9 protein-coding genes are annotated in these 16,397 nt (G+C 56.5%); 3 read left to right on the top strand and 6 right to left on the bottom strand.

Annotated features, from left to right (window positions below; genetic code table 11):
• Nucleotides 1-12: 12 nt before the first annotated feature.
• Genes ACP5OT_RS03565 through ACP5OT_RS03575 form a run of 3 tightly spaced genes read right to left on the bottom strand, consistent with a single transcriptional unit; the run spans nt 13 to nt 6,388 of the window.
• Nucleotides 13-4,011 carry a GAF domain-containing protein gene (locus ACP5OT_RS03565; RefSeq protein ID WP_428112314.1) on the bottom strand — a complete coding sequence of 1,333 codons (3,999 nt, stop codon included), beginning with the start codon at nt 4,009-4,011 and terminating at the stop codon, nt 13-15.
• 16 nt (nt 4,012-4,027) lie between these two features.
• Nucleotides 4,028-4,996: a YgfZ/GcvT domain-containing protein gene (locus ACP5OT_RS03570; RefSeq protein WP_428131345.1), complete on the bottom strand. Its 969-nt coding sequence runs from the start codon at nt 4,994-4,996 to the stop codon at nt 4,028-4,030.
• 51 nt (nt 4,997-5,047) lie between these two features.
• Nucleotides 5,048-6,388, bottom strand: a complete 1,341-nt coding sequence (locus tag ACP5OT_RS03575) for a cytochrome P450 (protein WP_424676638.1) — start codon at nt 6,386-6,388, stop codon at nt 5,048-5,050.
• A 176-nt stretch (nt 6,389-6,564) separates the two neighbouring features.
• On the opposite strand from ACP5OT_RS03575, the gene ACP5OT_RS03580 reads away from it, so the two are divergent.
• The 3 genes from ACP5OT_RS03580 to ACP5OT_RS03590 all read left to right on the top strand — a co-directional run bounded on the left by ACP5OT_RS03580 (nt 6,565) and on the right by ACP5OT_RS03590 (nt 13,017).
• A complete protein-coding gene (locus ACP5OT_RS03580) occupies nt 6,565-10,224 on the top strand; it encodes an SDR family oxidoreductase (protein ID WP_424676639.1) in 3,660 nt (1,219 codons plus the stop codon).
• 242 nt (nt 10,225-10,466) lie between these two features.
• The gene (locus ACP5OT_RS03585) at nt 10,467-11,861 is read left to right on the top strand and encodes a tetratricopeptide repeat protein (protein WP_424676640.1); all 1,395 of its coding nucleotides are present in this window, start codon (nt 10,467-10,469) and stop codon (nt 11,859-11,861) included.
• Nucleotides 11,862-11,895: 34 nt separating this feature from the next.
• Nucleotides 11,896-13,017 (top strand): tetratricopeptide repeat-containing protein, encoded by a 1,122-nt coding sequence (locus ACP5OT_RS03590; protein ID WP_424676641.1) that lies wholly within the window; start codon nt 11,896-11,898, stop codon nt 13,015-13,017.
• Here ACP5OT_RS03590 and ACP5OT_RS03595 read toward each other — a convergent pair.
• Genes ACP5OT_RS03595 through cobU form a run of 3 tightly spaced genes read right to left on the bottom strand, consistent with a single transcriptional unit; the run spans nt 13,006 to nt 16,148 of the window.
• Nucleotides 13,006-14,481, bottom strand: a complete 1,476-nt coding sequence (locus tag ACP5OT_RS03595; RefSeq protein WP_424676642.1) for a cobyric acid synthase — start codon at nt 14,479-14,481, stop codon at nt 13,006-13,008. The two genes, ACP5OT_RS03590 and ACP5OT_RS03595, sit on opposite strands and share 12 nt — an antisense overlap.
• A 36-nt stretch (nt 14,482-14,517) precedes the next feature.
• Complete coding sequence (locus ACP5OT_RS03600) at nt 14,518-15,615, bottom strand: pyridoxal phosphate-dependent aminotransferase (RefSeq protein ID WP_424676643.1); 1,098 nt, start codon at nt 15,613-15,615, stop codon at nt 14,518-14,520.
• Nucleotides 15,594-16,148, bottom strand: coding sequence for a bifunctional adenosylcobinamide kinase/adenosylcobinamide-phosphate guanylyltransferase (gene cobU / locus ACP5OT_RS03605; RefSeq protein ID WP_424676644.1), 555 nt, complete (start codon nt 16,146-16,148; stop codon nt 15,594-15,596). The genes ACP5OT_RS03600 and cobU overlap by 22 nt, the downstream gene beginning before the upstream one ends.
• Nucleotides 16,149-16,397 lie beyond the last annotated feature (249 nt).

The following is a 16,397-nucleotide window of genomic DNA, read 5'->3' on the forward strand; positions in this document are numbered from 1 at the left end:
CATGATGCGATATTATGCACCACTGTGCATGTTCGTTTCAGGCTCCATATGCACAATCACGATCGTCATATCATCGTGAACCGAACAGCCTTCGCTAAACGATCGCACTTCAGCCAGCAACCGTTCAAGCAATGCTTCGGGAGGCAAATGACCCCAATGGCGAACCAAACGTTCGAGCCGGTCAAAACCGAACAGCTCATGTTGCCGATTCTGGGCTTCGACCACCCCATCGGTGTAGAACACCAACGTATCACCGGAGCATAATTCGAGTTCGATCTGATTGTAACGGGCATCACGCTGCATACCGAGCGGCAGCGCCCCGGCAGTTTCTAGAAAGCTGGTGCGCCCATCACTATGACGTAGCAACGGCGCCAATTGACCGGCATTAGACAAAATCAACCGATGCTCTATTGGATCGATCAAAGCATAGCCAAGAGCGACAAAGGTATTCCGTGGCACATCCTCAACCAACCAGCGGTTAGTCTCGGCCATCATCAAACGAGGAAGCTCGTGATTACGCGCCTCGGAGCGGGCAGTTGAACGCGCCACGGCCATCAACATCGCCGCCGGCAACGACTTCCCGCTCACATCACCGATGATTATCCCAATTCGCGAGCCAAGGTCGATCACATCGTAGAAATCGCCACCGGTTTCACGGGCGGGTAAACAACGTGCTGCAATCGACACTCCCGAACAGCTCGGTAGCGTGCGCGGGAAGAGGTTTGATTGTATCTGGCGTGCAATTGCGAGTTCTTGCTCAACCCGTGCCACCGACTCTTGGTAAAGCTGAGCATTTTCGATAGCGATGGCGGCATGGTTGGCAAACGTCTGCGCCACCTCAAGATCACGTGCATTGAATGCATTCCGGCGGTACGAGTCGATATTGAGTACGCCGAGCACGCGGCCTTTGGAAATCAGGGGGACACCGAGCCACGTCAAAATCCGGTCGCCCATATCACCTTTCGGCCAAATCGTACCGTTAGGTGGAGCAACCAACAAGATCGGCTTGCGTTGGCGAACGACGTTACCGGCGCCACTCGCTGCAACCGGCAAGGTACGCCCAAGCGGCACACTATCGGCCGGCCAGCCACTCGCTGCGGCAATCCGCAAGACCGAACCATCGACCAACATAATCGTTGCCGTATCATAGTTGATCAGCTTACGCAATTCGGCCAGCACAAGCGGCAAAACTTCGTGCGGATCAAAGCTCGAACTCAGCACCCGGGCCACTTCGCGCAACGTCTCGGCAGTTCGGCGTTGTTCTTGCTCGGCGGCAAAGAGCATCGCATTTGCATAGGCTGTCGCCACCGATGTTGCAACGGTCATCATCAATTCCAACTCGTCCTCAGTATAGGAACGAGGTTCACCAAAACTATCAAACGAGATCGAGCCAAACACCTGATCACGACTGATCAGTGGCACGATGACCAGCGAACGTATTCCTATTGACTGCCAGTATTCACGTAACGTTGTGGCGCGAGGATCGGTAGCAATATCGTGGATCACCTGTGGATGGCGCGTGGTTTGTAATGCGTTAACCAGCGGATTGCCACGGAGAGGAATCTTAGTATCCAGTATCCCAATCTGCGGATATTCAGCGGCCACCACACCGGTTTCATTATCCTGGAACAACACCAGACCGGTATGATCGGCCCAGAATAACTGCACCAATTCACGAGTAGCGATTTCAAGAATCGCCTGTTGATCAAGGCGGGTAGCGAGTAAGCTGGCGATACGGTTAACCAACGCCATCCGGGCCGCCTGTCGCTCGGCAGCAATCGCGTGTGCTTGCGCCTCCTTGAACAGCCACGCATTCTCTTTGGCCTGTCGTTCGCGTTCTTCAAACAGACGCACCTTCTGCACTGCCAAGCTGAGGAGACTGGCAATTTGGGCAAGGAAATCGACCGTGCCATCATCGTAGCGGTACGGCCGTTCATCTTGCAGCGCCAGTACGCCGATGGCAACCTCGTTCTGGGCTAACAACGGCACTCCAACCCACGAACGCATGAGGTGGGATGAACCTATCGGATACGGTTGGATGCCTAACGCTTCGATCCGATCACGTTCGACACTCAGATCATCGAAACGTAATGAACGACGTTGGATCAGGAGCCAATCGGTGAGGGAGCGAGAAGGTATCGGGCGACCCATCAACTCGGCCCCAAATTGATGGTGATGCTCAACAAAAACGGCATACTGCACCACGCGCGTGTCTGGGTCACACAGCAACAGATAAAAGACAGAAGCCTCCGTCAAATCGACCACGATGCGCCGGACTTCGTGAAAAATGCGGTCAAGATCATACGACGCCGCCACCAGCGTCCCGATTTGATTAATCGCCTGCAACTCGGCAATCTGGCGTGTGCGTTGAACTTGCAAGGTAACATTTTGCACGTGCAACGCCAACTGCGCAGCCACATTACCGAGAAACTCCATATCACGGAGCGTAAATGCGTATGGCCGGTAACTCTGGACGGAGACAACCCCGATCGGGCGACCATCGCGATCGAGTAACGGCCAACCAATCCACGATTGCGCCATCCGATCGACGCCGATGATCACCCCTTCAACATCAGGCAATGTTGTAATTTCAGAGGGCAAATTATTGAGAAAAATCGGCTGACACTCACGCAGAATCCAGGCGGTCAGTGAACGGGGTGGTGGTGGTTGACTAATCCAGTATCGGTAGACATTTCCCTCATCGAGCGTAATCCCATCGCTGATCAAATGGCGCACTGGATCATAAATCACCATCGAAAACACATCAAGAGCCATACAGGCGCTTAACTCGGTTGCAGCCCGTTGCAACAACTCGTGAGCAGTTTGGGTCGTCGAAGCGGCGAGGCTGATCTCGCGCATCGCGCGCAATTCGGAAATTTGTCGTTCACGCTCTTCAGTTAAACGGCTGTGTTCGATCAGAATGGCGATTTGATTCGCGACTGCCTGCGCCAGCACCAATTCGTGAGGGGCTAATTCACGTGGGCTAAAACCAAACAGGCTTAATGTACCCAATACTCGCCGGCCAACGACCAACGGTAAGTTAATCGTCGACTCGAAGCGTGGGAAGAGGTGTAATGGAAATTGTGCCGGATCGTAGCGCGCATACCACTCGCGCTCGATAATCCGGGGTTGGACGTTGGTAATCACCTCACGGAGCGGACTTATCTCGATTGGCACCTGGTACGTTTGCTCAACATACTCCTCAGTAAAACCCTGTTGGGCGCGCAATACTAAAAGAGTACCGGTTTCATCGAGTAATCGCACATTACCGGCATCAAAGTGCAGCGTTGTCAGCGCAATTGATAACGACTCATTGAGCACCTCATCGAGTGGACGGGGATCAACCAACGTTGCAGCCAATCGGCTAAGCGAGGCCAACTCCTCACTCCGAGCGGCCAGTTGCTCGGCCAATTCACGGCTGAGCCGATCCTGCTCGGCGTTGAGAACGACATTTTCAAGCGCCAACGCAATGACATTAGCCACCCGCTGTAACAGATCGACAGTCTCTTGATTGTAGCGATAAGGTTCGTAGCTCTGGAGGGAAATCACCCCGATAACCGCCTCACTGATCATCAGCGGCACTCCAACCCACGAACGCGAGAGTTTCGTAACATTGCCAAAGGGGACTGTCGGCAATGTTGTATCACGCTCGACAACCAGATCGCCGAAGAGGATCGGCTCGCGCCGACGCACAATGAGACCGGTCAGATAGCCATATTCACGGTTTTCAAGAAATTCGACAAGCCCCTCATCATACAAGAGCGCCGCCCTAAACCGTTCGGGCTGTTCATCACACAGGGCGAGGTAACAGGAATCAAACTCAAACACGTTGTGTAACTCATGCACAATGGTCTCGAACATGACGCGCAGCGACGGATGGTCACGTGCAACCAAGCCGATTGCATACAACGTGGTCAAAATCCGCTGATCACGCTCTTGTTGGCGGCGCAACAGATCGCGTTGGCGTTCGAGTTCGTTGATCAATTGGCGGCCAGGCTCATTACGGCTCATGTGGTCAATTTCCTACCTACTCAGCGGTAAAGGGCAACCGGCACACTTTTGCTACCTGATCGGCAACCAGCACCGTCGTACCGGCATCAGCGTAACCACTACGCACATACGCCAACCCGATCACGCCATATCGCGGCGAGTGGGCAGCACTGGTGAGCACACCAACCTCTTTACCGTCAGCCATGAGCGGAGCAGGTACGATTGGCGGCAGTGCCATCAATCGCAACCCGCGCAACTGCTTAGCAATCCGACCTCGGCTTTCCATACGTGCAATAATCTCTTGGCCGACGTAGCAACCCTTCTGAAAACTCACCGCATGCCACAGATCGGCCTCGAGCGGAATGTAGTCGAGGGTGATTTCATGCCCAAAGCGCGGATACCCATGTTCGATACGCACTAACTCAGCGGTCTCAGCATTAAGTGGCATAGCACCAGCAGCAACTAGCGCAGCCAGCAACGCCTCGGTTTGGGCTACCGGCGGATAAAGGGTATAGCCATCACCACCGAGCGGCTCACAACGGGCGATCAATACCGGCGTCTCTTCCCACTGCGCAGCAACGATTCCATAGCGTTCCGCGACCATCGGTAAACCAAGAGCTTGCACAGCCTCACCGGCCTGCGGCCCATAGATACCGATCTGACCCAATTCACTACCGGCATCTGCAACGGTGACCTGGTCGTTAAAAAAGATATTTTTACGCAAATGGCGCAAGATTGGCCCGCCATGACGCAGTCCCGTTTCCAGCAAGAGTGCGTCGGGAAGGGCGTACACCCGCAGTAGGTCGATCATGCGACCGATTGGCGTGGTGAGTACCGTCAATGTTCCCTGCCCGGGTTGCAGTCGCTCAATATGGTTCGTCGAGAGGCGATGTAACAGCGACGCCCGATCACGACCTCGCATCCAGAGTCGCCCCCGGTCAGACTCATCAATAGTAGCAGCGGTGGTATACACCGCTTCATAGTCATGTGCGACAACACTATTCATAGGTTAGTAATCAGCTATCCAGGAATCGCATAACGACAAGTACGTTCAATATTACATTGTAGCACGGTCATTACACGATGATAACCGCAAACGAATCCCATAACGCGGACGAAGAGTTATCCCCGTCTGCAAAACGACCGGATGCTCAGGCACAAGATCAAACCGCCAGCGTCGAGCCAGTGTTGCCAGGACCAACACCCCTTCCATCCATGCAAACGGTTCACCGATGCAATTCCGCGGACCACCACCAAAGGGAAAGAAGGCGAATTTTGGTCGTGCCGCTTGGGCTTCAGGCGTGTGACGTAACGGATCACAGCGATAGGGATCGGGGAAGAAGCGCGGGTCATGATGCATCAACCACGGACTCATCAGCACAATGGTCTGAGGCTGCACCCGCATATCGCCAATCGTCACCGGTGCGATAGCGCGCCGTCCGATCAACCACGCCGGTGGATAGAGACGCAGCGCCTCGGCAAACAGCCATTCGGTATAGCGGAGGGCCGGCAGATCGGCAACCGTGGGATCGCGATTACCGAGCACAGTCGTCAACTCGGCCTTCAGCCGTGCTGCAATCGGTGGATGGAGGGCAAGCAGATACAAAGCCCACGTTAAGGCATTGGCGGTCGTCTCATGACCGGCTAAAAAGAGGGTAAGCACCTCATCACGTAGTTGTGTATCGGTCATTCGATACCCACCACGTTCATGATCGACGGCCAACAGTAACATCGAGAGGAGATCGCCGTGATCAACCGGATTGGCTCGACGTTGGGCGATAATCCGGTAGATGATGGTATCAAGCCGAGTTTTTGCCGTTTGAAAGCGACGCACCGGCGGTAACGGCAGAGCCAGCAGCCAATCGGCAAACGGCAAGACGGCTAGATCGAACATCGCCACCAGATCATGCATTGCGGCAAAGACCTCATCGGCATCGGATTCCGTCTCTACGGCGAAGAGAGTAGCACCGACAACACGCAACGTAATCGCCATGAGTTCGCGATTCACATCAAGCACGGCGCCGTCGGTCCAGCGTGCGCTCCGATCGGCGGCAGATGCCACCATTGTCTCGCCATAAGCGGCAATCCGTTGCCGATGGAAGGCCGGTTGAATCAACCGGCGGTGGCGCAAATGCACCTCCCCTTCGCTCGTGAGCAAACCCTCGCCCAGTAACCGTTTTGCCCGTTCCAGCACACGGCCTTTCACAAAGGCACGATTGTGGGTCACCAATACGTCACGGATAAATGACGGATGGTTGACTAACAGCATCTCTTGCGGGCCGGCACGAAACGGAACCAGATCACCACGATCCGCCAATTCGGCCAGTAGCGTCAGAGGATCGCGGCGCAATCGTTGCAAATTGCGAAGCGCAGCCGACGAAAACAGACGCTGCATCATAACCTCCCTGGTAAGCCTGGAGACTTATGCATCATACCACGCTTGACCGTGCAAAGGTTAGGCAGAACGAAGGAACAGTGTGTGAAATTTAGAACAAGAGCATGGTATACTATAACTATCGTAACGTAACAGGCGTAATGTTAAGACAGCGCCAACCACTGGCGATGGGGGAGCGCATGAGCGTAACAGGGCGATTAGCAGGAAAGATTGCGCTAATTACCGGCGGTGCAGGGAACATCGGAAGTGAAATGACCCGTCGCTTTCTCGCCGAGGGTGCCACCGTGATCATCAGCGGACGGAACAGCGCCAAACTGGCGACGTTGGCCGAACGGCTACGGAGCGAAGCGGGTGTACCGGCAAAACGGATCGATCTTGAAGTGATGGATGGGAGTGATCCGGCGGCAGTGCGCGCCGGCGTTGAAGCGATCATTGGTCGGCATGGGCACATTGACATTCTGGTTAATAATGCAGGGAGTACCGGCGCCCAACGACGATTGGCCGAGATACCTCTAAACGAAACCGACTGTGACCTCGATGATGAAGAGGCGTTGAGTACAAGTGTCGCGAATCTCCTGGGCATGGCGTGGCATCTGATGCGAATTCTCTCCCCTCATATGCCGCCCGGTAGCGCGATTATTAACATTTCGACTATCTTTTCGCGGGCTGAATATTATGGTCGTATTCCGTATGTTGTCCCGAAAGCAGCCCTCAATACGCTTACCCAACTTGCAGCGCGTGAGCTTGGTACTCGGGGCATCCGCGTCAATACGATCTTCCCCGGCCCAATCGAGAGTGAACGGATTCAGACCGTCTTTCAACGCATGGACCAGCTCAAAGGCCGGCCAGAAGGTGATACGGCTACCCAGTTCCTCGCCACGATGCGGTTGTATCGCGCCAACGATCAAGGCCAGCTCGAACGCCGCTTCCCTACCATCTGTGACGTAGCCGATGCAGCAGTCTTTCTGGCCAGTGATGAAACAGCGGCCCTGACCGGTGAGACGATAGAGGTGACACACGGCATGGAATTGCCGGCCAGCAGTGAAACGAGTCTGCTCGCCCGCACCGACCTTCGCACCATCGACGCAAATGGCCGCACGACGCTAATCTGTGCCGGCGATCAGATCGAAGAAGTGATGGCCCTCACCGGTATGCTCCGCACATGTGGGAGTGAAGTGATTATCGGCTTTCGTTCGGAAGCGGCACTCGCCCAATTCGAGCAGGCGATCGGTGAGAGTCGGCGCCTGGCCGGCGAGTCGTTTATACCGCCAATTGCCCTTCCAATCGACCCACGTAATCCGAGCACGATCGATGCCCTCTTCGACTGGGCCGGCGAGAATACCGGAGGTATCCACGCTGCGGTTATCCTTCCGGCGTCGGGGCACGAACCGGCCACGCAGGTTATCGATATTGACGACGCCCATGTGCAAGCGTTTTTGAACGATGAGATCGTTGGTTCGATTATCATTGCAAGCCGACTGGCACGGTATTGGCAAGCCCAGCGGATCGCACCGGGAGCGCGGGCACGCGAGCCGCGTGTCATCTTTCTCTCGAATGGCGCCGGCACCGCTGGCAACCCTTACGGACGGATTCAGAGTGCCGCTATCGAACAGTTGATCCGTGTCTGGCGCCATGAGGCTGCCCTTGACTATGAGCGTGCAACAGCAGCCGGTGAACGGGTGTTGCCTGCGGTATGGGCCAGCCAGATTGTGCGTTTTACGAACCGTAGCCTCGAAGGGTTGGAGTTTGCCTGTGCGTGGACAGCACAGCTCTTGCATAGCCAGCGTCGGATCAACGAGATTACCCTGACCATACCGGCCGACATTAGTGCAACGACCGGTGCCCGCAGTGCCTCGGTCGGTTGGGCCGAAAGCCTCATCGGCTTGCATTTAGGCAAAGTGGCGCTGATCACCGGCGGTAGTGCCGGCATTGGCGGGCAAATCGGTCGCTTGCTCGCCCTTAGCGGGGCGCGTGTGATGCTTGCTGCACGCGACCGACACAAGCTCGAACAGATGCAAGCGATGATTCGGGCCGAATTGGCCGAGGTCGGCTACACCGACGTGGAGGAGCGGGTACAGATTGCGCCAGGCTGTGATGTCAGCAGTGAAGCACAGCTCATTGATCTGGTAGAACGAACACTCGCTGCGTTCGGCACGGTCGATTACCTGATCAACAACGCTGGTATCGCTGGGGTCGAAGAGATGGTGATCGACATGCCAGTTGAGGGCTGGCGGAATACTCTCTACGCCAATCTGATCAGCAACTACTCGCTGATGCGCAAACTGGCGCCACTCATGAAGAAGCAGGGGAGTGGCTATGTTCTCAACGTCTCGTCGTATTTTGGCGGCGAGAAAGATGCAGCAATTCCCTACCCGAACCGCGCCGACTACGCTGTCTCCAAGGCCGGTCAGCGAGCGATGGCTGAGGTATTTGCCCGCTTCCTTGGCCCCGAGATTCAGATCAACGCTATTGCGCCGGGTCCGGTTGAGGGTGATCGGTTACGCGGTACCGGCGAGCGACCTGGGCTATTCGCACGACGGGCACGGCTGATCTTGGAGAACAAGCGACTCAATGAGCTGCACGCTGCCCTGATTACGGCAGCCCGCACCGACAGCCGTCCAATGCGTGAGCTGGTTGAATTGCTCTTATCCAATGATGTTACCACGCTTGCCCAACATCCGACAGCCCCTGACGTATTGCGAACATTGGCAAAGCGATTCCACAGTGAGGGCGACCCAGCAGCTTCTTCGAGCAGCTTCTTGCTCAACCGCTCAATCGCGGCTAAGCTACTGGCTCGGCTGATCAACGGTGGGTACGATCTACCGGCTGACATCTTTGCGAACCTGCCAGTACCACCCGATCCCTTTTTCACCCGTGCGCAAATCGACCGTGAGGCGCGGAAGGTCCGCGACGGCATTATGGGGATGCTGTACCTACAGCGTATGCCGACCGAGTTTGACGTGGCGATGGCGACCGTCTACTACCTCGCCGACCGCAACGTCAGCGGTGAAACCTTCCACCCATCGGGCGGCCTGCGCTACGAACGCACTCCTACCGGTGGCGAACTGTTCGGATTACCGGCGCCAGAACGGCTGGCCGAACTGGTGGGGAGCACCGTCTATCTGATCGGTGAACATCTCACCGAGCATCTCAACTTATTGGCGCGTGCCTATCTGGAGCGGTACGGTGCGCGACAGGTTGTGATGATCGTCGAAACGGAAGCCGGCGCCGAGAAGATGCGTCATCTTTTGCACGATCACGTTGAGGCCGGTCGTTTACCGATCATCGTTGCCGGTGACCAGATCGAAGCAGCCATTGACCAAGCCATTGCCAACTATGGCCGACCAGGTCCGGTGGTTTGCACTCCCTTCCGGCCACTACCAAGCGCACCGTTGGTTGGACGTAAGGACAGCGACTGGAGTACGGTGCTTAGTGAAGCAGAGTTTGCCGAATTGTGCGAACATCAACTAACGCACCATTTCCGTGTCGCCCGCAAGATTGCACTGAGCGACGGAGCGAGCTTGGTGTTGGTCACACCCGAAACGACGGCGACATCGAGCACCGAACAATTTGCCCTGGCCAATTTCGTGAAGACAACGCTCCATGCATTTACGGCTACGATTGGAGTGGAAAGTGAACGTACCGCGCAGCGGATTCTGATCAATCAGGTTGATTTGACCCGGCGTGCCCGCGCCGAAGAACCACGTGATCCGCGTGAGCGCCAGCAAGAGTTGGAACGCTTTATCGAGGCTGTCTTGTTGGTCACTGCCCCGTTGCCGCCAGAAGCTGATACGCGCTACGCCGGACGGATCCATCGTGGGCGGGCAATTACGGTCTAGATCATTCATTGTGTGAGCTTGGCCTTAGAGAGTCGCACGTTGTGCGACTCTCTGAGTTTCAGTTATGAGATTTGAAAAAAACTATTTGCACTTTTGCAAGTCATGGGTAGTATCTAGCGCGTATGAGTGCGTCAGATCCTGTGAAAAGTGTTGACCATTACAAATATCCATGCTAGAATAGGCGCGATTACCGCACAATTCTGATTGCTGCCTTCAGGCGGGAATAAAAGGAAGGACAGGTCATGGCGGATCCCGAAAGCATCTTGCAGCTTGGCGTTGAAGCCGCACGAAAAGGGGAGAGGGACGAAGCACGCAAGCTCTTCCGCCTGCTGACCCGCGAGCATCCCGATCATGTTCAAGGATGGCTCTGGCTGGCCGGTGTTGCAGAAGATCGTGAAGAGCGGCAGGCCGCGCTTGAGCAGGTGTTGCGTCTTGATCCGAACAACGAGATGGCAAAGAAAGGATTACAGGCCCTCGGAGTGCCACTCCCTCAAACAGCGCCAACACCGCCACCAACGTCTCCTCCGGTTACACGACCGCCGGCACCCGAAATTGATGAGGATGATCCATTTGCCGCCCTCGATGAGTTATCAGAGGTTATGGCTGCCGATTCAGGCCCGGTGCGGCGCGATCCCACCGTTCCCCGTCCAGAAGCAACCCTTGGCAGTGAACCGACGAGCAAGCAACCAGCAGGCGAGCGAGCACCAACAGCATCTGCATCACGTCCTTCACGTTCGAGTGAGCCACCATCACGACCAAGCAGCCGCCCCAGCACTAGTTGGGCGCGTGGCAGTGGTAAGCCGGCGGCCAATCCGCCCCGCCGTAGTGGTGGCTTTAGCCTGGGCAATCTTTTCCGGCGATCTGGCCCACCCAAGCCGAACAATACCGATCTTGAGGCAGAGACAGTACCGGCGAAGAAGGGTGTAACGCCGCTCACGGTGATTTTGCTCGCTGTTTTGCTGGTAGCATGTGTAGGACTAGGCTTTTTGTTCCTGGCACAGCGCAACCGTACCGCCAGTACACCATCTACCCAGGCGACCAGCCAAGCGGCAACGAGCGCTGCCGCCACCGCCGAGTCTGCACTGGCACCGACAACCCCTCCGGTTACGGAACCGACGGCCGTACCGAGTGAGGAGCCTACGCCTGAGGCAACTGTCGAACCAACGCCAGAACCGGCGCCGCCACCACCGCCGACAATTGATCCGGCCTTAGCAAACCCGACGTTGGTTAACCCCGGTACTGAATTGACCAGCAATGGTTGGGCATACGACTTCAATCAGCCTACCTATGCTGCACCGATTATTGGTCCACTCAATGGCATTACTCCGAACAATGGCCGATTCGTGGTTGTGTTGGCGTTTGTACGGAATACAACCGGGCAAGATCAGCCGGTTCCGCTTGACTTCTTCGTGCTGAAAGATGCGCAGGGTCGAGTGTGGACACCGCGTCTGGATGCGTCAGACGCCTATGTGATCCGGGGGATCAATGCCGACCTGAGCCATAGTGATCCGGTACCCGCCGATGGCTTTGTGCGTAGTGTAGCTATTCTGTTCGATGTCGCCCCCGATGCGACCGATCTGGTCTTCTTTGCCCGTAGCAATCCCAATCAAGGTTGGCTTGTGCTACGGCGAGTTTAAGTGTAAGCTCGCGTTGGCAAGTACGGGAAGTAGGGTGGACAACGAGCAGGTTATCGATATCGAGCAGTGGCTAAGCCGCGGTGCGTTGGCTGCGCACCGCGGTGATCTATTCACCGCACGACGAATTTTTCGTGCGCTTGCCCGCATCGCCCCCTACGACCAACGGGTGTGGATTGGGCTGGCGCGAGTCGCTGCAACCGCTGCTGAGCGCGCTGAAGCGCTGAGTCGGATCGGCCCGTCACCCCGCTCCCCACTCCCTCCAAGCGGAGAGCGAGTGATTGAACCCTCGCATCTCTCACCGATCCTGCTCCGTGGGGAACCAAATAATCAGACGACGGCAATGCCCCTTATCGGTGGGACGGAGAGGAGAGACTCCTCACCGCTGAACCAACTTCTCAATAAGGCGCCGGTGGCGACCTCCGCCGGTGGAGAGATGGCACTACCGCCACCGCTGACTTCAACGCGACGGCACGACCAAACCCAACCACGCCAACGTCGATTGGGATGGAAATTGCCGGCGATGCTCTTACTGATTGCCGGTGGGTTACTGGCAGTTGTGATGTGGCAGCGGCAAAAGCTACCCTTACCACCAGCTCATCAACTCTCTACCACCAATCTGCCACCAACACTGGCGACGATCGGTCCGTTACCGACACCGTTGGCCGGTGGAACGATGGTAACGCCGAACGTGCCAACCCCCTCGCCCCTACCACCGACCTCTACCCCACAACCAACTTCATCGCCAGAACCGGCAATGCAGCCCATTGGTCGCCTAGTGACGTATGATGACTGGCAGTTCGGGTTGCTCCGGCGCGAGGATGTAGTCGCGATTGAGCAGGGAATTGGTGACATTAAACCTACCGGAACGTTGTGGGTAGCACTGATCGCAGTGAGTAATAATACCCTGCTGGAACGAACATTACCCGCCACCGTTTTTATGCTCGAAGATGATGCGGGCCAGCGCTACCGACCAATTGCCGGAGCTTCGAGCCGCTACCTCGATCTGCTTGGGCGAAGCGTATACGGTGATTTGGCGCTTGAAGACCGTTTTGCTCCTTACAGCGGGCTGCGGAGCGTACCGTTACTCTTCGACCTGCCACCCGAACGTGTTCCGATCCGGCTATGGGTGGGTGATGAGGGATGGTCACTCCGTTAATGGGAATAACCGGTCGAGCACCGTCGCACCGAACGCGAGTGCGACGTGATCGGCTAGACGATCGAACGGATCGACCGATCCTGAGACGGCTGTTGTCGGTTGCCAGCCTAACTGTCGGAGCCAGCCGTGCCGGAACTCGTCATTGGTGAAGAGGCCATGGAGATAACATCCCCACACACGACCATCATGGCTCACACAACCATCTTCTTCGAGCACGGTCTGCGCACCACGTTGGATAATGGTCAACAGCGCGGGTGCTGCTCCGATCCGGTGCGTGCGGCCCATATGGATTTCGTAACCGTGCAGTGGTGCTTGCCCTCCCCACGGTACCCGTGCGCGCGCTACCGTTTGCGTTGTCTGCTTTGCCATAACGAAGATGGTTTCGACCGGTAATAAACTCAAACCGACTTCATCACCGCCATTACCTTCTACCGCTAAGGGATCACTAATTCGCTCGCCGAGCAGTTGGTAGCCGCCACAGATACCAACAATGACACCGGGAAAACGACGTAACGCTTCATCAAATCCACGTTCACGCAACCAGCGCCGGGCAGCGAGGGTGTGTTTGGTACCGGGCAGAATTACCGCCGCCGCGCCGGCCAATTGCGCTGGGTGATCAATGTAGCGCACCGTCACCCCCGGCTCGCGGGCCAGCGGGTCGAAGTCGTCGAAATTGGCGATGGCCGGTAAGCGAATGACAGTTATCGTGAGACCTTGCGCCGGGGTCGGTTGGGCTTGCTCGAGTGCCACCGCATCTTCGGCGGGTAGATCAAGATCCTCAATCCATGGCACCACTCCCAGCACCGGCACACCGCCGCGCTCTTCCAATATGCGCACACCATCGACGAACAAGGCCGGATCGCCGCGGAAGCGGTTGACGATCAGACCCTCGATCAAACGGCGTTCAGCCGGTTCGAGCAGCATCAAGGTGCCGAGCAGTTGGGCAAAGATCCCACCGCGATCGATGTCGCCGACCAGCAAGGTGCGGGCTTGGGCATAGACAGCTACCCGCATATTGACCAGATCGCCGGCCTTCAGATTTAGCTCAACCGGACTGCCGGCGCCTTCAGCGATGACCAGATCATACTCGGCACGCAGCGCATCAAGGTTGCGGGTGATCACCGGCCACAGCAGCGCCTTGCGTTGCCAAAAATCGGCGGCAGCAAGGGTTTGCCACGGCTTGCCCTCAACCACGATCTGACTGCGACGCTGGCCTTCAGGCTTGATCAAGATTGGATTCATAGCAACCGTAGGAGCAATACCGGCAGCCGCGGCTTGCACCGCCGTGCTGCGCGCGATCTCGCCGCCATCAGCCGTCACAGCGGCGTTGTTACTCATGTTTTGGGCTTTGAACGGGGCAACACGCAAGCCGCGTCGAGCAGCTAACCGGCAGAGTGCAGCGACTAGCGTGCTCTTGCCAACCGATGAAGCGGTACCGATGACCATTACGACAGGGGCAGGCATGATGGTTCCTCGTGAAACGTTTAACAAACAAGCAGCTTAACCATCACCGGTATGAGCATACTTCGGTATCAGCACCTGCCATGCCGTCAGCAAACGTGCATTTTCTGCCGGACGACGTGGCGCGACCCGTACCCAATCCGGCAAACCAAACGACGTGCAATCACGTACTACACAGCCGTGGGTCAACAATTGTCGGCGGGTGAAGGTTGCATCGGTGCTTTGCACCAGCATGAAGGGCATCTGGGAACGCCACACGTGCAAGCCAAGCCGATGCAAACCGGCGACCAGTTCATCACTCGCGGCCCATAGTTGTGGTAGTGTTGTCGATAAAAATGCGGTATCGGCCATCATCGCCAACGCTGCCGCCTGTGCCGCACTATTGACACTCCACGCAGGTTGAAAGCGGGCAATCGTACTGACTACGTCGGGAGTGGTAATCAGATAGCCGATCCGCAACCCGGCTACGGCATAACTTTTGGTGAGCGAATAGATACGGATCAGACGGGGCACGGCGATGGAGTCAAGCGGATCGCAACCGGTGTAGTCACGGGTCAGCGAGAGATAGGCACGGTCGAGTATCAGCCAACCATCGTAGCGCGCACAGACGTGGGCACATTCGCGGATGGTCGCCGTATCTAATGCCACACCGGTTGGGTTATTGGGCGAGCAGAGCCAGAGCAGACGCGGACGGAAGTGTTCAATAGCCGCGATAAGAACGGTGCGATCAAATTGGAACTGATCGGCGGCAGTACTGCGCACTTCAGCGATTGTCATGCCAACAAGGTGGGCAGCATAGGCGTATTCACCGTAGGTCGGAGCCACCACGAGCGCAGTCGTGCCGGGCTGCCCTATCGCTCGCGCCACGAGATGGATCAGCTCATTAGCACCATTCCCGACCAACACTGCAGCCGGATCACAATGATGCAGGTGCGCCAACTGTTGGCGCAGACGGAGACAGCTCCGGTCGGGATAGGGAGCCGGATTGAGCGCACGCAAGGCGGCCAAGACAGTTGCAGGCGGGCCAAAGGGATTGATATTACTACTGAAATCGATAAGTTGTTCGGCATGCAACCCCAACGTTGCCAGCTCAGCTTCATCGAGCGCACCGTGGACTACAGTTTCGTGCGGTTCCATGCAGCCTCCAATGCGCGCAGCTCGACCGGAATACCGCAGATAACTAGATATACTGCGGTGGCAACAGCGGCGACGCGCTGATTCACCAACCCAAGTAGATCACGGTAACGCCGACCAAGGGGATAGGCCGGCACAATGCCCATCCCAACTTCGTTTGTTACGGCGATTAGTGTCAGATCACGCTGAGGAACGACTGCCAGCAGATCGGTGATCTCCCGTTCAATAGCCGGTTCAGGATGTGATTCGTTCGCCAGCAACAGATTACTCACCAGTAACGATAAGCAATCGAGCAGCACGACCGTTCCCACCGGTAGTTCGGCAATCACGGTCGCGAGATGAGTGGTGGCTTCAATTGTGCGCCACGTCGATGGTCGGCGCTGACGATGGTGTTCAATCCGTAACCGCATTTCATCATCGTCGGCGGTAGCCGTGGCAAGGTACACAACACGTTCGCTGAGCCGAGCGGCGTATTGTTCGGCACAACGGCTTTTGCCACTGCGGGCACCGCCGGTAAAAAGGATAACTGTACTCATCATCCACCTCAATCATGAAGGCACAAAGAGAGCAAAGACACAGAGTTTTGAACGCAAAGACGCGAAGACGCGAAGGCGCGAAGACGCGAAGGCGCGAAGACGCAAAGACGCGAAGACGCGAAGGCGCGAAGACGCGAAGACGCGAAGGGCGCAAAGGGCGCAAAGGGTGCAGAGGGTGCAGAGGGTGTTGTAAGGGTTGGCATAGCATGGTTTTCACATACTCTATATTCAAAGATGGTATTTGAGCGT

This window comes from Chloroflexus sp. (genome assembly GCF_049970315.1).
Lineage (GTDB): Bacteria > Chloroflexota > Chloroflexia > Chloroflexales > Chloroflexaceae > Chloroflexus.